Source organism: Aliiruegeria haliotis, assembly GCF_003003255.1.
Classification (GTDB): domain Bacteria; phylum Pseudomonadota; class Alphaproteobacteria; order Rhodobacterales; family Rhodobacteraceae; genus Tropicimonas; species Tropicimonas haliotis.
Genome location: NZ_PVTD01000001.1, coordinates 111,396 through 129,734, shown reverse-complemented (window position 1 = coordinate 129,734; position 18,339 = coordinate 111,396). Strand labels below are relative to the sequence as shown.

Genomic DNA, 18,339 nt, shown 5'->3' with positions numbered 1-18,339 from the left:
TCGCCCCCCCGTGCGCCCGACGCAAGGCGCTCTGCCAGCCTTTTCTGCGAACAGGGTGAATGAGAGGTGGCGGCAGGCGTGCTGGCTGGTCGCGTCCGGACCCTGCCAAACCGACCGGCACGGTCAGGCAGCCCAGTGCCGCGCGTGACCGGCGGGAGCGTTCAGAGCCCCCGGCCCTCTGCAACCTCGGCGCGTGCAGCGACCGAACGCATGGCAACCTCGATCTCATGCGCGGCGGAGCGGGCAAAGGACCGCATCACCATGATTTCGAACCCGCCGTCGATGGGCGTGACCTGAGCCGTGATGTGCCCGAGCAAGCTGCGCGCCGTCTGCCCGACGCCAAATACGTCCGGGCGCAGATCCAGCGGGGTCAACCGCGCCAGCGCCCCTGCGACCGCCTCGCCTCGCAGCCGCATCGCCGCCCAGCCCTCGGTCACATCCACGACCGCGCCATGTTGCGACAGCTCCTGCGGTGGTGCCGTGCCGATCAGGAAGGCCTGTTCCCGCCCCGCCCACAACACTCGCACATGGCCTTGTTCGATGTGCTCCCCCGGTTGCGGAAAATGCACGGCAAGGGCGGCCTGCAAGGCGTGGCCCATCGCCAGCGACTCCCCCGGCCAGGGGGCCAGCCAGTGCACTGCGCCCAGGTCCACCTCCTCCAGCCGCATCTCTCCGATCCGCAGGTCCAGCCCGGAGAGCGGGCTTTCCATCATCAGCCTAGTCACGCGACCGCCCTCCCTCGGGATCGAAGAACACCGGATCACAGACCTTGCAGACCGTGTCGACATTGCGCAGATGATCCACGAGCCTGACCACCTCCCCGTGCCGCGCCCGCCCCTGCTGCAGGAACCCCAGTGCGATATGGGTCTGCAAGGTCGGCGAGAAGCCAGAGGACGTCACGTAACCCCGATCGTTGACCCGAACGGGATCGGCATCGCGGTCGAAGAGATGCGCGCCGGCAGGCAGCGCCACCTCCGGATCCAATGGTTTCAACCCCACGAGTTGCTCCCGCGTGCTGTCCATGAGCCCCGGCCGACAGGAGGCCGCCTTGCCGATGAAGTCCTTCTTCTTCGACATCATCCCCTGTAGCCCGAGATCGAAAGCGGTCGTGCGCCCGTGCAGTTCCGCATGGGTCAGGAACCCCTTTTCGATCCGCAGCACGTTCAGGGCCTCCATCCCGTAGGCGCCGCCTTCCAGCCCCTCCGCCTGTGCCAGCAGCAGGCGAAACAGGCTTGCGGCATGACGCGCCGGCACCGCCAGTTCGTAGGCATGCTCCCCGGAGAAGGAGATCCGGAACAGCCGCGCGGCGATGCCGTCCACCGACACAGCACCGCAGCCCATGAAGGAGAAGCTCTCCGCATCAATCGGCGCGTCCAGCACCATGTTCACCAACTCCCGCGCACGCGGACCGGCGATGGCGAACTGTGCCCAGGCGTCGGTGGTGGAGGTGAAGCGCACCCGCGCACGCGGCAGGAAACACTGTTGCACCATCTCCAGGTGGGCCATCACCTGCCCCGCGGCGGCGGTGGTGGTGGTCATCACCCAGTGGTCCTGTGACAGCCGCGCCGTGGTGCCGTCATCCATGACATGGCCATCCTCCCGCAGCATCAGCCCGTAGCGCACCTTGCCCGGCTTCAGCGTCGAAAGCATGTTGGTATAGACCAGATCGAGCAGGCGGCCCGCATCCGGCCCCTGGAACTCGATCTTTCCCAGCGTCGAGACATCGCAGACCCCGACGGTGCCCCGCACCATCGCAACCTCCCGGTCACAGCTCTGGCGCCAGTGGGTTTCTCCCGGCGCCGGGAAATAGCTCGGGCGATACCAGAGACCGGCCTCGATCATGGGGGTGCCCCGCCTCAGCGACGCATCGTGGGAGGTCGTGAAGCGTTCCGGGGCGAAGCCCTTGCCCCGGGCCCCTGCACCCAGCGCACCGATGGGCACCGGACTGAAGGGCGGGCGGTAGACCGTGGTGCCGGTCTCCGCAATGGTCCGGCCCGTGGCGTCGGCCAGAACCGCCAATGCGGTCACGTTGGAGTTCTTTCCCTGATCCGGTGCCATGCCCTGCGTCGTGTAGCGCTTCATGTATTCGACGCTGTCGAACCCTTCCTGACCGGCAAGCCTGACATCCTTCGTGGTCACGTCGTTCTGAAAATCGACCCAGGCGCGACGTTTGCCCGGAACCTGCCAGAGGGCCACGGCTGTACCGGCCTCCGTGTCCGCCTCCGGCATGTCCAGCGACGGGGCGACATGGCCCAGCCGCTCCAACGCCACCGCCGCCGCCCGCAGCCCATCGGCCAGGCAGCCGCTGGTGTCGAACACCCCTCTGGCGGCTCCGGCCGCGATCAGCCCGGGCACGGCGTCGTCCCTCGGGACGAAGGCGGAGAGGTTCGCATCCCATTTCGGGCGCCCGCCCATGTGACAGGTCAGGTGAAGCGACGGGTTCCAGCCTCCGGAGACGGCGAGGACATCGGCATCGACCCTGCGCAGGGTACCATTCGCCTCGACGCGGACCTGCCGAAGCGAGGTCCGCCCCCGTGTCCCGACCACTTTGCCGCCCGACACCACGGGGAAATCGCCCGCCACGGAGACACCGTCGCGCGGGTCGATCACCGCAGCGACCTCCACCCCGGCGGCGGCGAGGTCCCGCGCCGTGCGGTGCGCGTCGTCGTTGGTCGCGAACACCGCCACACGCCTGCCGGGCGCAACGCCGTACCGCGTGACGTAGCTGCGCAGGGCGCTTGCCATCATCACGCCGGGACGGTCATTGTCCGCGAATGCGATGGGGCGCTCGATTGCGCCGGCGGCAAGGATCGCGGCGCGGGAGGTGATCCGCCAGAAACAGTCCTTCGGCAGATCCGCACCGGGGTGGGCAAGGTGTTCGCCAACGCGTTCATGCGCGCCATATACACCGCCGTCATAGGCGCCGACGACACAGGTGCGCGGCATCAGGCGGACGTTCGGCATCGCCTGCAAGCGTTCAACGCTCCGGGCCACCCATTCGGCAGCAGGCAGGCCATCAATCCGCTCGACCTCGGACAGCAAGCGCCCACCCGGTTCGCTGGACTCGTCGGCAAGGAACACGTCGGCCCCGGCCTCCGCCGCCGCGCGGGCGGCCATCAGCCCGGCGGGCCCGGCCCCGATCACCAGCAGGTCGCAATGGGCGAAGGCTTTCTCGTGCCGCGCATCGTCCGGGTCGCGCCCGAGGCGGCCAAGGCCGGCCGCGCGCCGTATCACCGGCTCGTACAGGTTTTCCCAGAAGCTCTTCGGCCACATGAAGGTCTTGTAGTAAAAGCCTGCGCCAAGGAACGGCGCGAACAGGTCGTTGGCCGCCAGCACATCGGCGCGAAGCGAGGGCCAGCGGTTCTGGCTGTGGGCCTCCAGACCCTCGAAAAGCTCCTGCTGCGTCGCGCGGACATTGGGCACGCGCGACGCGCCTCGGCCGATCTCCACCAGCGCGTTCGGTTCCTCCGGACCGGCAGTCATCACGCCGCGCGGACGATGGTACTTGAAGGAACGCCCTACGAGCCGGATGCCATTGGCCAGCAGGGCCGAGGCCAGCGTGTCACCGGGATGACCGGTGAGCAGCATGCCGTCGAAGGAGAAGGGAAGCGATACGGAGCGGTCAATCCGCCCGCCACGGGACAATCTCATGGACACCTCGGAAAGGTCGGTGTTGGCAGGTGCGGCGGGGCACTCCCGCCCGTCTTCACCCGCCGCAGGCGCGGCGGGATCATCCCGTTGGGCCGGGCGCCGGCCTGCGGCCGGCGGGGGCATGTGGAAAGGGTTGTCATTCTGCGGCAACCTCCCCGGCCAGAACCACGGAGGTGACCTCGTGCGTGACGGTATCGCGGTCCACGACCAGCCAGGCGCCGCAACCGACGCCGTGCCACCAGAGTTCCCGCGACGGGCCGGCAGGGTTGTCGCGCAGGTGCAGGTAGTCGTGCCATACCTCCGGGGCCGCATCGGCGGCAGGGCGGTCGACGGTCACCGCGGCACCCTTAGGAGTGAACTCCCGAAGATCGCGCGGACCGCAGAGGGGACAGGGGATCAGCATCTCTTCACCATGTTCTCGTGCAGGCCCCGGCCGGGACCCGGCCGAGCTTGAAGCGGACGCTGCCCGCGCCCTCATCGGTCAGGATCGGCACCGGGGCGCCCGAGGTCGGGTCCGGCTCGCCAAGGACAACCCCGCGGGTCCAGAGCAGCAGAGAGTCCTTGTCACGGGAAATGATGCCGATCGCGCCCCCATCGCCGTCGACGGCGCAGACGACCGTCCCCGGCTTCACCCAGCCCGGCCAGCCATGGGGATCCTCAACTGTGAAGCAGCGCAGGGTCTGCTCATATTCCACGCCGGGCCGGACGTTCCTTCCCCCCTGCCCCTGCGCGGCAAAATCCACCGTCAGCCCCATCCAGCGGCTCCAGTCGTGGTCGCCGGCCTCCTCCACCAGCGCGACGGTGAGCCGGCGCACCGATTGCGCTGCGTGCTTCGCCAGATGCTCCGCCGAATAGAGGCGTTCGTAGCAGTCGAGTTTCTGGACCTGCGCCGCCGCGCCACCCGCCATCAGGCCGGTACAGGCGAGAGCGGCCAAGACAGCGATATGTCGGATCATACCCATGCCCCGATCACTCCTGCAGACAGACATCGAAGCCGGCCGGCGCGAGCCTGAACGTGGCACTGTCCCGCCCCTCCGACGCGAGCCGGGAGTTGCCCTCGCATTCGGCACCGGGCCGGACGACATGCAAACCGGCGGTGCGAAGGTCGATCCGCCCATCCGCACGCCGGGTCAGTTGGACCCTGCCGCCGTCGCATTCGGCCGAACAGAGCGTGCCACCGGGCTGCATCCAGGCGGATCGCGGATGCTCCCAATCCTCCTTGCAGAAGACCTCCTGCCTGTACCAGACGCCGGCCTCCACGTTCTCTCCGCCAGTGCCTTCATAGCGAAACAGCACACGAAGGAAGAGCCTGTCGCGCTCCTCCCCTGCCTGTCGCGGCTCGGAAAGCGCCGTCACTGCGACAACCGATTGTCGCGGGGCCTCGGCAAGGTGCGCGTCGGAATAGACACGAGCGTAGCAGCCTTCCGGAAAGGTGTCGGCCTCGGCTGCGCTGGCAGAAACGGCAACGGCAATCGCGCTGGCACGCCCTACACGGCGCGACCCGGCAGACGCCCCCCGTGCCCCGGCGGACAGGCCTGCCTGGTACGCGAGGTCCGGGCGCCCGCCAGCCTCTGCCCGCCCCCCGCCCGCGGGCCGTCCCGTTGCTCTGTCAGTGCAGGTTGTGCTGGGCACCGGTCCCCTCCTCGTCCATGAGGCCGACGCCCGTCTCGAACCGATCGAGCCGGAACTTCGCCGCCGCCACATGCGGGCGGCCGGTTGCGATCAGGTGCGCCATGCAATGGCCCGATCCCGGCACAGCCTTGAACCCGCCATAGCACCAGCCGCAGTTCAGAAAGAGCCCGTCAATATGGGTGGTATCGATGATCGGTGAGCCGTCGGGCGACATGTCCATGATCCCGCCCCAAGACCGCAGCAACCGTGCCCGCCCGATCATCGGCATCAGCGTCATGCCGGCCTCCATAACATGCTCGACCATGGGCAGGTTCCCGCGCGCCGCGTAGGACGGGTAGAAATCGAGATCGCCGCCAAAGACCAGACCGCCCTTGTCCGACTGGCTGATATAGAAATGGCCCATGCCGTAGGTGACGACATGGTCGATCACGGGTTTCAATCCCTCTGTGACGAAGGCCTGAAGCACATGGCTTTCGATGGGCAGACGCATGCCAGCCATCGCCGCCACCTGGCTCGACCGGCCGGCCACGACGATTGCCACCTTCCGGGCCCGGATCGCACCACGCGTAGTCTGCACACCCGTCACCGCGCCACCCTCGATATCGATACCGGTGACTTCGCAATTCTCAAGCAGGTCCACGCCCAGCCGGTCGGCCCCGCGAGCAAGCCCCCAGGCCACCGCATCATGACGCGCCGTGCCGCCACGCGGGTGATAGAGCCCACCGTGGATGGGGAAACGGGATTGCTCGTAGTCGAGATACGGCAGCATCTCCCGACAGGCGTCCCGGTCCAGCAGGATTGCATCGTCACCCTGATTTCGCATCGCATTGCCCCGCCGGGCCGCGGCATCCCGTTGACCGTCGGAATGGAACAGGTTGATGATCCCGCGCTGCGAATGCATCACGTTGTAGTTCAGCGCCTGCTCCATTCCCTCCCACAGCTTCAGCGAGTGGGAATAGAACTCCGAGTTTCCGGGCAGCCCGTAATTGGCGCGCACGATGGTCGTGTTCCGCCCGACATTGCCGCCACCCAGATACCCTTTCTCCAGCACCGCAACGTTGGTGATACCGTGTTCGGCGGCAAGGTAATATGCCGTCGCGAGCCCGTGCCCGCCGCCGCCGATGACAATCACGTCGTAGTCCGGCTTCGGCTCCGGCTTGCGCCAGGCCCGGCCCCATCCGCGATTGCCGCTCAGCCCCTGTTTCAGGATCTGCAAGGCGCTGTAGCGCATCCCGCCCTCCGTCTGTTGCCGCCAGCAAAGCAACAGCGCGGCGGAATTGCAATGCGGCGTGCGACGTCGCGGTGACGTCCCGCGACAGATACCGTCCTGACTGCCCTGCGCAGTTGCAATTGCACCGCGCATTGGCGAGGTTGGAGGCAAACGGGTCAACCGGAGTACAGGCAATGCAGACCGGACACATCGCGGCGGCGGCCGCGCTTTCAATCCTTTTCACGGCATCCACGGCGCTGGCCGCGTCTATCTCCGTGGTATCGGGCGTCGACGAGGGCGACATGCTCAAACTTCGCGCTGGTCCGGGCATGGGATACCGGGTGATCGTCGGCCTGCCGAACGGCACGCAGGTGCGCAACCTCGGCTGCGACCGCGTCGGGGGCACCCCATGGTGCAAGGTTTCCCTCAAGGAGGCGCGCGCGCTGAAGGGCTATGTCTCCGGTCACTACCTGCAATCCGCGAAGTGACCCGCGCGGTGCGGCTGTCGGGGTTTGATCTTGTACCCCGGGTATCAAGTCCATAACCATACGGCATGACCGAGATCGAATTGAAATTTCTTCTGGACGAGGATGCGATCAAGCGGCTGAAAGCAAGGCTCAAGTCGCTGGACCTGAACCAGACCGCCGTCCGCGCACGCACGCTGCGCTCCGTCTACCACGACACGCCAGACCACGATCTGCGCAAGGCCGGTATCGCGCTGCGCCTGCGCAAGGACGGGCGGCGCTGGTTGCAGACAGTGAAGGCGGGCACAACGATCAACGGCGGGTTGCTGCACACGCAGGAGGTCGAGGTCCCGGCACCCGGCGGACGACTTGACCTCGCGCTTGTCACCGACGACGCCTTGCGCGACCGCTTGCATGCGCTGATCGGTGAGGCGGACCTCGCCCCGATCTGCGAGACGCTGATGAAACGGGCGGCGACACAGATCGACCTGGCGGATGGCGCGAAGGTGGAACTTGCCATCGACGAGGGCGAGGTCGTCGCCGGCGAGCTGTCCGAACCCTTGCGCGAGGCAGAGATCGAGTTGATCGACGGCGATGTGAACGCGCTCTTCGACGTCACGCGAACACTGTTTCCGGACGGCGGGTTGCGCCTCTCCGACAAGGCAAAATCCGAGCGCGGCTTTCTTTTGGCCAGCACGGGCCAGCCCGCGTCGGAACCGAAACCGCGCAATGCCCGGAATGTGCCACTGTCCTCGGAGATGACTTCGGAAATCGCCGCGCGGGACGTGCTGCGCGAGTGTTTCGCGCAGATCACCGCCAATCTGGACGTGGTGCTTGGCACGGACGCGCCAGAGGGGCCCCACCAGTTACGGATCGGCCTACGCCGCCTGCGGGCGGCCTCCGGCATCTTCAAGCCGATCATCGGGCATCCGGAACTTGTGACGCTCAACGAGCAAGCCAAAAGGATGGGAACGCAGGTCGGCGCGTTGCGCGACCTCGACGTCGCGATCACCGACATTATCGACCCCGAAAGCGCCGAACACCCGGACGAGCCGGGCTTCCCCGCCCTGCGCACAGCGATCGAAACCCGCCGCGAAAAGGTCCGGACAGCCCTGCGCGAGGAGTTGAAAAGCGCCGAGACCCATGCCTTCATCATCAACCTTGGGCGCTTCATAGAAACCCGCCGCTGGCTGACACCCGGCGATTTCGGCCAGACCGCGCGGCTTGCGCGGCCGATCCGGGACCTGTCCGGCAAAGCCTTGAACAAACGATGGAAATCCGTTGTCCGGCATGCGCGGGGGATCGACAATCTGAGCATCGACGAGCGCCACGAGCTTCGCAAGGAACTGAAGAAACTGCGCTATACGATCGAGTTCATGGGGCCCCTCTACCCGGCTAGGAAGGTGGCCTTCTTCGTCAGGAAAATGAAGAAGCTCCAGAACGTCTTTGGCGATCTGAATGATCTGGCGATGGCCGAGGATCTGCTCTGCCAACCCGACAGTCCCGGCGCGCGCAATCCATCGGCACAGCGCGCCGTCGGGCGGGTTCTGGGCTCCCGGGGATCGCGCGCGGAGGCGGATTGGCATCGTGCCAGGGCGCTCTGGGAAGGGGTGCGAAAAACCGGCCCGTTCTGGAAATGACACAAAGTTAACGCGCGGGCACCAAACCGTGCCCATCTTTGCCACCTAGCAGAAACATCGGTGTGGGCGTTTCACAGGCAAATCGGGGAGTTCGATGACCACGAAGAAAAGATCCGGCCTTTCCCGTTTCCTGGCGATTTTCGGAACCCTGCTGTTCACGCTGGTGGTCGGCGCATTTGCCGTCTGGGGCACACTGGCGTCCATGGACATCGGCGCGACGGCTGCTGGTGCGATCTCCACCATGTGGTTGATCTACCTGTGTTTTGCGCTGTCGCTGATCCTGCTGATCTATCAGTTCAGGAGCTGATCGGGCGCCAACCCGCCCCTGACGCCGTTCGCGCCGGGTCCCTTCAGGCGGACCTCCGGCGTCGCGCCGCCCAGACGCCTCCGAACAGTACTGTTCCCATCAGCGGAAGGCTCGCCGGCACCGGCACCGTCGTGACGAGCGGAGCGCCGAAACGGTCGGGGTCGACGGCGGACAGAAGAAAGGCATTCATGTCGGGGCCGCTGGTTCCGAATACTTCCATCCCATAGACGGTTTCGCCCGATGCCAGGCCAAACTCGTTCAGGTCAAATCCGCCCAGGCCGATTTCCTGAGCGCCGCCGATTTCCGTGGTGTTGACAGAGATGCCGGTGCCCCAGAACTGCCGACTGTTGACCGACACGGTGTCGGAGAAGATCGGGCTGTCGAACGTGCCTCCGATGATGAGCTTGACGCTGAACGAATCGTTCATGCCACGTTCGAAAAGCATGATCTCCGGCACGTCATCCACGCCCGTGTCATCGTCCTGCAGGCTGGCGGAAAACAGCATGCGATAGGAGAAATCACCCGATCCCTCGCCATCGATCATCTCTGTCAGGCTGAGGGAGTTGAACGCGTTCAGCAGCGTCGCATCCTGTATCGTCGGGTCGGTGGTTTCCTGGTCCGCCGGGTCGAAGCCGGCCTTGGCGAACGGGTTGTCGTCACCGTCGCTGCCGGTGTCATCGTCGCCCCATTCCGCGTTGAGGCGGGAACGCCCGGTCAGCACCTCGAACCGGCTGAGCGCGGCGAAGGACGCCGCGGAGGAAAACGAGGTCGAGTTGAGCGTGATCGTGTCCACGTAGACATCGTCGGTATAGGCGCCTGAGCCGTTGTTGCCGCCCGTCGGTTGGGAGACGGACATGCCAATCGGGTTGACCGTCAGCGCATGCGCGCCGGTCGCGCACAGAAAGCTTCCGGTCATCCAAAGACAAGCCGAGAGGGTACGCAAAAACATCAATCACTCCAATCCGGTAGAGCTGTCGGCAGGTCTACTGTTAACGATTCTTAATGCTTGATAGTGGCAGCAACTTGTTCCGCTCAAGCCCCTCGTGCCAGAAAATCCCGCAAAGCCCCGGCACTGTGGCAGATTGACGATATCCCCTTCCTTTTGCTGTTTTTCAGGCTGTCCAAACCTCTGGCGAGGGGCCATCGTCCACTGGCTCTCCGCAAGCAGATGCCGGCATTTCCGATGCACATGGTCGCGCGCATTCAACCACGGGATCGGGAACCAGCCCGGACGAATGGCAATGGCGCCTGCCTGGGAAACCCACTAGATTGCCGGGGCAGAGTTCAAAGATGCCGGTGACCCGATGACCCAGTCCGACAACCCAGCCGACCCGTTCAAGAAGGCGCTGACCGAGGCGACCCGCGTCATTGCCGACGATCCGGATCTGGGCGTGGTCTTTACCGTGGACCCGCCGGGCCTGACCAACGACCAGATGCGCCTGCCGCAGGTCTCGCGCCGGATGACAAAGGAAGAGGTGCTTTTGGCGCGCGGGACGGCGGATGCCTTCGCGCTGCGCCGCAAGTATCACGACGCGGGTGTGCATCGTCGCTACCTGCCGTCCGGGCAGATGGCGCTCGATATTTACGAGGCGATGGAGACCGCCCGTTGCGAGGCCGTCGGCGCCCGCGCCATGCCCGGCACTGCCGGGAACATCGACGCCAAGATCGCCAACGAGGCCGCCCGCCGGGGCTACAACCAGATCACCAAGGCCAGCGAGGCCCCGCTGGCAGTGGCCGCGGGTTACATGATCCGCAACCTCGCCACCGACCGCGAGTTGCCCGACGGGGCGCAGAATGTGCTCGACCTGTGGCGCGATCACCTTGAAGGGTCGGCTGCGGACACCCTTCCGGATCTCGAAACCTGCCTCACCAATCAGACGGCATTCGCGAAGTTCACCCGCCGGTTCATCGAGGATCTCGGCTATGGTGACCAGCTTGGCGACGACCCCGACGAGGTCGATGAAGAGGAACAGCAGGAAGAGGCCGAGCAGGACCAGGACGAGCCGGAGAGCAGCGGCGAGGACGACGAGGAAGGCGATCAGGATCAGGACGCCCAACCCGATCAGGAGCAGGACGCGACCGACGATCCGTCGGAGGCGCAGGTCACGATGGACGATTCCGTCGATTCCGAGATGGGCGAGGAGACCGAGCTACCGGAGGGCGAAGCCCCGCTGGAGCCCCCTGCCCCGCCGTCGATCTCCGAAGCCGATCCGAATTACGAGGTCTACACGACCGAGCATGACGAGATCATCGAAGCGACCGAACTGGCGGAACCGGTGGAACTGGAGCGTCTTCGCGCCTACCTCGATCAGCAACTCGAACCGCTGAAGGGCGCGGTGTCGCGGTTGGCCAACAAGTTGCAGCGCCGGCTGCAGGCCCAGCAGAACCGAAGCTGGGAGTTCGATCTCGAGGAAGGCATTCTCGACGCCGGGCGTCTGGCACGCGTGGTGGCCAACCCCACGACGCCGCTCTCCTTCAAGATCGAGAAGGACACGGAGTTCCGAGATACCGTGGTAACGCTGCTGCTCGACAACTCCGGCTCCATGCGCGGGCGGCCAATCTCCATCGCCGCGATCTGCGCGGACGTGCTGGCGCGCACATTGGAGCGTTGTTCGGTGAAGGTCGAGATCCTCGGCTTCACCACCCGCGCGTGGAAAGGCGGGCAGGCCCGCGAGGAATGGCTGAAGGCTGGCCGGACGCAGATCCCCGGGCGCCTGAACGACCTGCGCCACATCATCTACAAGTCCGCCGACGCGCCGTGGCGGAGATCCCGAGACAACCTCGGCCTGATGATGAAGGAAGGGTTGCTCAAGGAAAATATCGACGGCGAGGCCCTGGAATGGGCGCACAAACGGATGGTCGTCCGGCCCGAGGCGCGCAAGATCCTAATGGTGATCTCCGACGGAGCGCCCGTGGATGATTCCACTCTCTCGGTCAACCCTGCCAACTACCTCGAAAAGCACCTCCGCGACGTGATCGCCATGATCGAACGGCGCAAGCAGGTGGAGTTGATGGCGATCGGTATCGGACACGACGTGACGCGATATTACGACCGGGCCGTGACGATCACGGATGTCGAGCAGCTGGCCGGAGCGATGACGGAGCAGCTGGCCGCACTCTTCGACGCCGATCCACGGGCGCGCGCCCGGTTCGCCGGAGTGCGAAAGGCAAGCTGATGCCTGCAGCAACCGAACGGTTCAGCGTCTGTCCGGGGGCTCGCGCGTTTCGCAGATGGTAAACTTGACCTGCACTCCAAGGCCGGCAGGATACTCCCGATGCATTTTCATCTGGGAGGTTTTACATGTTTCGTACTGCTGTTGGGATTCTGGCTTTCGTCCTTTCAACCGGCCCGGCAAGCGCCGCCTGGGACCTTCAACAGGGGAGTGGCGCAGCAACGACGCGTTTCGACGGCGGGCGCTATGATCTGCAACTGTCCTGCCGGAAGGGGCGCGGGCTGGAGCTGACGCTGACCGACGGCACCGGAAGGGGCGACACTTTCCGCGATGTGCGCGGCCTGATGCTCTGGTTCACCATGCCAGACGGCCGCACAGACCGCTGGCCCGTTGACGTCGGCGCCAGTGGGGCCACTCTGAGCGGCAGGGTCGTGGTTTCGGACTTCAATCTCGACTTCTTTCGGCATGGCAAGGGTTTCCGCCTCGATGCGCCGCAGACTGGAACGGTTTTCATGGAAGGCGACATGAAGGGAACCGGCGCTGCCCGCCTCGCCTTCCTGGAACAATGCGGCATCTAGCGGGGCCTGCCCGGCTGGCCATCCCGCCCTGCAAGCGATAGGACGATTTCGCAGCAGCAGGGAGCCTCGCCATGTACCAGTCTTTCGACGTCTCCACCCGCCCCGGCGACGGCCCGCCGCGCCTTGCCGCGCTTCGCCAGCAGCTTGCCCGGGACGGATACGATGGCTTCCTGGTCCCCCGCGCCGACATGCATCAGGGCGAGTATGTCGCCCCGCACGACGCGCGCCTTGCGTGGCTTACGGGGTTCACCGGGTCGGCGGGCTTCTGCGCGGTGTTGCCCGAGGTGGCGGGGATTTTCGTCGATGGCCGCTACACGCTTCAGGTGCGCGCGCAGGTGGACCTGTCGGCCTTCACACCGGTCGCGTGGCCAAAGACCCAGCTTGCCGGTTGGCTGACCGACCAGATGCCGGACGGGGGGAAGATCGCGTTCGACCCGAGGCTCCATACCGCCGAGGAGATCCGCAAACTGCGCGAGGAGGGCAAGGCGCACGGCCTGACCTACCATCCGTCCCCCAACTACGTCGATGCCATCTGGCAGGACCAGCCGGAGCCACCGCTGGGTGACATCCTCGTGCATCCGTTAGAGTATTCCGGGCAGGAGCATGGCGAGAAGCGCACCGCCCTCGCCGCCGACCTGACCGCGAAGGGCCTGTCCGCCGCCGTGCTCACCCTGCCGGATTCCATAGCCTGGCTGTTGAACATCCGCGGCAGTGACATTGTCCGCAACCCGGTGCCGCACGCTTTTGCGATCCTGAACGCGGATGCCTCGGTCGATCTTTTCTGCGCGCCGGAGAAACTCACCGACGCCGCGATGACGCATCTCGGCAATCAGGTGACCTGTCACCTGCCGGAAACCTTCGGCGCCGCACTGGAAGCGTTGGACGGCGAGGTTCTGCTCGACAAGGGATCCGCCCCCTACTGGGTTGCCGAACAGATCACGGGCGCGGAGATCCACTTCGACCGCGACCCCTGCGTGATGCCCAAGGCGCGCAAGAATGCCGCCGAGATTTCCGGATCGGAACAGGCACATCTGCGCGACGGCGCAGCCATGTGCCGGTTCCTGTGCTGGCTCGACGCCGAGGCGCCCAAGGGCAAGCTGACCGAGATCGACGTGGTGAAACGGCTGGAGGCGTTCCGCGCCGAGGACCCGCTGCTGCGCGACATCAGCTTCGAAACGATCTGCGGCTCCGGTCCCAACGGCGCCATCGTCCACTATCGTGTCAGCACCGAAAGCAACCGCCGCGTCACGCCCGGCGAGATCCTCCTGGTGGATTCCGGCGGGCAGTACGCTGACGGCACAACCGACATCACTCGAACGATCGCAACGGGGCCGGTGACCGACGCGCAAAAGGCCTGCTTCACACGGGTCCTTCAGGGCGTGATCGCCATTTCGCGTGCGCGCTGGCCGCGCGGGCTGGCTGGCCGGGATCTCGACCCGCTGGCGCGTGCGCCGCTGTGGATGGCGGGCCAGGACTACGACCATGGCACCGGGCATGGTGTCGGCGCCTACCTCAGCGTGCACGAAGGGCCCCAGCGGATCTCCCGCGTCTCCGACGTGCCGCTGGAAGAGGGCATGATCCTCTCCAACGAGCCGGGATACTATCGCGAGGGCGCCTTTGGCATCCGCATCGAGAACCTGATCCATGTCGTCGCGGCCCCCGCTCTCGACGGCGCCGACGACCGCGAGATGCTGGCCTTCGCCAATCTCACCTGGGCACCGATCGACCGCAGGCTGCTCGACACCGCGCTGATGAGCCGCGCTGAACTGGATTGGCTGAATGGCTATCACGCAGAGGTAAGATCGCGCCTTGCCCCCCTGCTGGATCGTGACGTCGCGGCCTGGCTGGACGCCGCAACCGCACCAGTATAGGTTGAGCGCTAACACTCATCCAATGAACAGCTGTCAGATTTAGCGCCCGTCCGGGCGTATCTGCATTACGGGAGCCACTCATGGTAGACCACATCAAGATCCGCAAGGCCGAGGGCAAATGGGTTGTCCGTGCCGGCGGCGCCGTTCTCGCCGAAAGCACAAACGCACTGGAACTCACCGAGGGTGACATGCCCCCGGTCATCTACTTTCCCCGTGACGACATCGCCATGGCGTTCCTCGATGCCACCGAGACATCCAGCCACAGCCCCCATATTGGCGACGCCCGTTATTTCTCGATCGACACCAAGAGCAAGACGCTGAAAAACGCCGCCTGGTCCTACGAGTGCCCGATCGAGGGCATGAGCCGCCTCAAGGACCATATCGCGTTCTACACAACGGCCTCCGAAGTCGCGGTCGAGCGCCTCTGAACACCTGACCGCCTCGGGCACCGCCGACCGGCCGCGCAAATGGCGCGGCCGTTTGCATGTCCCGGCACAGGCCCCTTGGGTGCCCGGCCTCGAAAACGCCCCATTGCCGACATTGTGGCGAACGGAATATCGGGTCCCGAGGAGGGGCCATTTTTTTCCGACGGAACCCTGTCCCGACCATGCCCGCAAGTCTGACTGCCGCCGAGCAATTCCTGATCGAACTCATCAACCGCGCCCGGCTTGCACCCGATGCGGAAGCCGCCCGCTACGGGATTGATCTCAACGAGGGCCTGTCCCCCCTGACCCTGGAGTCCGGGAGCCGGCAGGTTCTGGCGCCGAACGCGGCGTTGAACGCGGCCTCGGCCGCGCATTCTGCCTGGATGCTGCGCAGTGACACCTTCAGCCATACCGGGTCCGGCGGCAGCAGCCATTCGCAACGGTTCGAGGACGCCGGCTATGGCAGCTGGTGGCGCACCGGTGAAAACATCGCCTGGCGTGGGTCCACCGGCAGCATCGACGGCAACGATGCCATCGCACTCAACCATCAGCAGCTGTTTCTGAGCGCAGGCCACCGCAAGAACCTGCTCGGCGACAGTTTCCGCGAGATCGGCGTCGGCCATGAGATGGGCAGCTTCACGACCTCCAGCGGCGGAACCTACAACGCATCGATGCTGACCGAGGGCTTTGCCCTTGGAGGGTCCGAAGTCTTTGTGACCGGGGTGGTCTACCGCGACCGCGACGGCGACGGTTTCTACTCCATCGGCGAGGGCACCGGCGGCATCACGGCGTCGACACGCTACAAAGACAGCGCCGGCGCATCGCGGTCGGATACCGACAGGGGTGGTGCCCACGATCATGGCGGATACGTTCTGGAACTGGCGTCGCCGGACGGGATGGTCACCGCCACGCTGGGCGACGGCACCGTGACCGCCACTGCAAGACTCGACCTGTCAGACGGCAATGTGAAGCTCGATCTGGTCAACGGCACGCTTCTGAAAAGCTCCGGCAACACCCGGTTGGTCTCAGGCGTGACAAAGGCCGAGCTTCTGGGCGTCGAGGACCTGACGCTCGCCGGGAATGCAAAGGGCAACATGCTCCGGGGCAATTCCGGCGACAACAGGCTCGATGGTGGGAAGGGCAACGACAAGCTCCTTGGCCTCGGTGGCGCGGACAAGCTCAACGGCGGCAAGTGGTCCGACAAGCTGTTCGGCGGCAATGGCCAGGACACGTTGATTGGCGGGCGGGGCAAGGACCGGCTCATCGGGGGCGGCGGGAATGACGCGCTGAAGGGCGGCGGCGGCGCGGATACCTTCGTGTTCAAGGGCCGCTTCGGCACCGATACGATCCGCGATTTCGGCCCCGGCGACAAGGTTCTGCTGGGTGGGCCGGGCGAGGCCGGCACCGTGAACGCCTTCCGCAACGCGCTGAGCCAGGAGGGCCGGGATCTCGTCTATGACCGCCACGATGACGGCGCCAACGTGATCGTCTTTCGTGACACCACGCTGAAACAGCTGACACTGGCCGACGACATCGATTTCGTCTGATGCGGCGGCCTGCCGGTCAGGAATGCTCCTCCGCCGCGGTCTCCGCCAGCGCGCGGTTGTAGGCCTTCAGCGCATCGACATGATAGAGCGCGCCGAGCAGTTCCGGCGGGCCGCCATCGGCCGAAGGCGCGGCGACGGGAAGGAAGGCATGGCCCGACGCCTCGAACATCGGCATGCACACCTCCAGCGTCGTATCGGGCGCCACGTAGGTCCCCTCCCCGATCAATGTCCGGCAGAGCGCTTCCGGGGCGCCGCGGGGGCTATCCTTGGATCGCATGATCACCGCCGCCGAGTAGAGCGACAGCACATATGCCTGCGGTCCTGCGGCGAGGTGCACGCCCTTGTGCTCCAGTTGGGTGAGGAAGAACGACCGGTCCACCAACCGGCTGGCCAGAGCCGTGGACAGCGAGACGGAGACCATCACCGCCAGCCCTGTCTGCCAGTCCCCCGTCAGTTCGAAGACGATCAGCGTGGTGGAGATCGGTGCCCCGAGCACGGCGGCCGCAACTGCCCCCATCCCCGCCAGCGCATAGAGCTCGCCGGTGCCCGAGTATTGCGGGACGATGTGCGTGGCGACATATCCGAAGGCCAGACCCGTCAGTGCGCCGACCATGAGCGCGGGGGAAAACACGCCGCCGCCCATGCGCCCCGCCATGGTGATCGCAACCGCAACGACCTTCAGCACGGCAAAGACGACGGCCTCGTGAAAAACCAGATCGGCACGAAGCGCGGCCGAGGTGGTCTCGTAGCCGACGCCGATGATGTGCGGAAACCCGATGGCCAGCAGGCCCAGCAGCGCCCCCGCAATGGCCGGGCGCAGGAAATGGGGGATGCGGAACTTGCCCTGCAGATGGCTCGCGAAATCATCGGCAAAGAAGATCGCGCGCATCAGCAAAACCGCAACCACGCCGCTCAGCAACCCCAGAAGGAGGAAGGCTGGCAGTTCCACGTAGAAGCTGATCGTGCTTTGCGGGGACAGCGTGAATTCGGTCACGTTGCCGAACTCCAGGCGGCTGATGACCGTGCCCGCGACCGATGCGATGACGATCGGCGCAAAGGCGTGCACGGCGAAATGCCGCAACACCACCTCCAACGCAAAGAGCGCGCCCGCGATGGGCGCGTTGAAACTGGCGGACACCGCCGCGGCGACCGCGCAGCCCAGGAGGTCGCGCCCGGTGATCCCGTTGGCTTGGATCCGGTCTGAGACCCAGGTCGCGATCATGCCGGCTATGTGGACAACTGGCCCCTCGCGGCCCGAGGAGCCGCCCGAACTGAGCGTGATCATGGAGGCGACGGCGGAGGCGATGCCCGCCTTCCGCTCCACCCGCCCCTTGTGCAGCGCCGCGCCCTCGATCACATCCGCGACCGAGCGCACGCGCCCGTCGGGCGTGAACCGTCCGAGGATCACGCCCACCAGCAGCCCGCCACAGATCGGCAACGCCAGCAACATCCACCACGGCAGCGTCTTGGCGTGGCTGTGTATCACGGCGACATCGTCCGCGAGGTAAAGCGTGGCCTGAAGCCAGGTGATTGCACCTCTGAAGCCCACGGCGGCCATCCCGGCGACGGTGCCGACCGCTAGGGCGATGAACCAGAACTGGATCTGGCCCGGTCCCTTGCGCAGCAGCAGTTGCCAACCCCGTGTGAGGCTCTCCTTGCTTTCCTGGTACTGGCGCCGAATCAGATCTCGGGTACGTTCGGGCACGGGCCATCCACTGGCGGGCGGGGCGAGATCGCCGGGGCCCGCCTGCCCCCGGTCGCTCGGGAAATCCGGGGCACATCCGTGCCCCCTGTTCTCCTTTTCCTAGGGGATCGACGTCAGCGGTCCAAGTCCTATGTCC

The 18,339-nt window shown here is 65.8% G+C and carries 16 protein-coding genes; 8 read left to right on the top strand and 8 right to left on the bottom strand.

All coding sequences use genetic code 11. From position 1 onward, the window contains the following. Positions 1 to 161: 161 nt before the first annotated feature. The 6 genes from CLV78_RS00610 to CLV78_RS00585 form a co-directional block, all read right to left on the bottom strand. Positions 162 to 725: a sarcosine oxidase subunit gamma gene (locus CLV78_RS00610; RefSeq protein WP_158263387.1), complete on the bottom strand. Its 564-nt coding sequence runs from the start codon at positions 723 to 725 to the stop codon at positions 162 to 164. Further along, positions 718 to 3,651 (bottom strand): sarcosine oxidase subunit alpha family protein, encoded by a 2,934-nt coding sequence (locus tag CLV78_RS00605; RefSeq protein WP_106203698.1) that lies wholly within the window; start codon positions 3,649 to 3,651, stop codon positions 718 to 720. Before CLV78_RS00605 ends, CLV78_RS00610 begins: the two co-directional genes overlap by 8 nt. A gap of 136 nt (positions 3,652 to 3,787) precedes the next feature. After that, positions 3,788 to 4,054 (bottom strand): sarcosine oxidase subunit delta, encoded by a 267-nt coding sequence (locus tag CLV78_RS00600; protein WP_106202841.1) that lies wholly within the window; start codon positions 4,052 to 4,054, stop codon positions 3,788 to 3,790. Positions 4,055 to 4,058: 4 nt separating this feature from the next. Next, positions 4,059 to 4,613, bottom strand: coding sequence for a hypothetical protein (locus tag CLV78_RS00595; protein ID WP_106202840.1), 555 nt, complete (start codon positions 4,611 to 4,613; stop codon positions 4,059 to 4,061). A gap of 7 nt (positions 4,614 to 4,620) precedes the next feature. After that, positions 4,621 to 5,283, bottom strand: coding sequence for a hypothetical protein (locus CLV78_RS00590; protein ID WP_106202839.1), 663 nt, complete (start codon positions 5,281 to 5,283; stop codon positions 4,621 to 4,623). Then, entirely contained in the window at positions 5,261 to 6,514 is a 1,254-nt protein-coding gene (locus CLV78_RS00585) for a sarcosine oxidase subunit beta family protein (protein WP_106202838.1), read from the bottom strand. The genes CLV78_RS00590 and CLV78_RS00585 overlap by 23 nt, the downstream gene beginning before the upstream one ends. Before the next feature lie 173 nt (positions 6,515 to 6,687). On the opposite strand from CLV78_RS00585, the gene CLV78_RS00580 reads away from it, so the two are divergent. The 3 genes from CLV78_RS00580 (at position 6,688) to CLV78_RS00570 (ending at position 8,904) form a co-directional block, all read left to right on the top strand. Next, positions 6,688 to 6,981, top strand: coding sequence for an SH3 domain-containing protein (locus CLV78_RS00580; RefSeq protein ID WP_106202837.1), 294 nt, complete (start codon positions 6,688 to 6,690; stop codon positions 6,979 to 6,981). Between the two features lie 65 nt (positions 6,982 to 7,046). Beyond that, positions 7,047 to 8,597, top strand: a complete 1,551-nt coding sequence (locus CLV78_RS00575; protein WP_106202836.1) for a CYTH and CHAD domain-containing protein — start codon at positions 7,047 to 7,049, stop codon at positions 8,595 to 8,597. Positions 8,598 to 8,691: 94 nt separating this feature from the next. Then, on the top strand, positions 8,692 to 8,904 hold the full coding sequence (locus tag CLV78_RS00570; protein WP_106202835.1) for a hypothetical protein: 213 nt from the start codon (positions 8,692 to 8,694) through the stop codon (positions 8,902 to 8,904). A 43-nt stretch (positions 8,905 to 8,947) separates the two neighbouring features. Here CLV78_RS00570 and CLV78_RS00565 read toward each other — a convergent pair whose 3' ends face one another. Further along, a complete protein-coding gene (locus CLV78_RS00565) occupies positions 8,948 to 9,853 on the bottom strand; it encodes an exosortase-dependent surface protein XDP2 (RefSeq protein WP_106202834.1) in 906 nt (301 codons plus the stop codon). Between the two features lie 355 nt (positions 9,854 to 10,208). Here CLV78_RS00565 and cobT point away from each other — a divergent pair, with 355 nt between their 5' ends. The 5 genes from cobT to CLV78_RS00540 all read left to right on the top strand — a co-directional run bounded on the left by cobT (position 10,209) and on the right by CLV78_RS00540 (position 16,498). After that, on the top strand, positions 10,209 to 12,080 hold the full coding sequence (gene cobT / locus CLV78_RS00560; protein ID WP_106202833.1) for a cobaltochelatase subunit CobT: 1,872 nt from the start codon (positions 10,209 to 10,211) through the stop codon (positions 12,078 to 12,080). 125 nt (positions 12,081 to 12,205) lie between these two features. Continuing rightward, positions 12,206 to 12,655: a hypothetical protein gene (locus CLV78_RS00555; protein WP_106202832.1), complete on the top strand. Its 450-nt coding sequence runs from the start codon at positions 12,206 to 12,208 to the stop codon at positions 12,653 to 12,655. A 71-nt stretch (positions 12,656 to 12,726) separates the two neighbouring features. Then, positions 12,727 to 14,526: an aminopeptidase P family protein gene (locus CLV78_RS00550; RefSeq protein WP_106202831.1), complete on the top strand. Its 1,800-nt coding sequence runs from the start codon at positions 12,727 to 12,729 to the stop codon at positions 14,524 to 14,526. Positions 14,527 to 14,606: 80 nt separating this feature from the next. Beyond that, complete coding sequence (locus CLV78_RS00545) at positions 14,607 to 14,954, top strand: DUF427 domain-containing protein (RefSeq protein WP_106202830.1); 348 nt, start codon at positions 14,607 to 14,609, stop codon at positions 14,952 to 14,954. Between the two features lie 179 nt (positions 14,955 to 15,133). After that, positions 15,134 to 16,498, top strand: a complete 1,365-nt coding sequence (locus CLV78_RS00540; protein WP_158263386.1) for a CAP domain-containing protein — start codon at positions 15,134 to 15,136, stop codon at positions 16,496 to 16,498. A 16-nt stretch (positions 16,499 to 16,514) separates the two neighbouring features. Here the strand turns inward: CLV78_RS00540 and CLV78_RS00535 are convergent, their stop codons facing one another. Continuing rightward, positions 16,515 to 18,203: a chloride channel protein gene (locus tag CLV78_RS00535; protein WP_425427899.1), complete on the bottom strand. Its 1,689-nt coding sequence runs from the start codon at positions 18,201 to 18,203 to the stop codon at positions 16,515 to 16,517. Positions 18,204 to 18,339 lie beyond the last annotated feature (136 nt).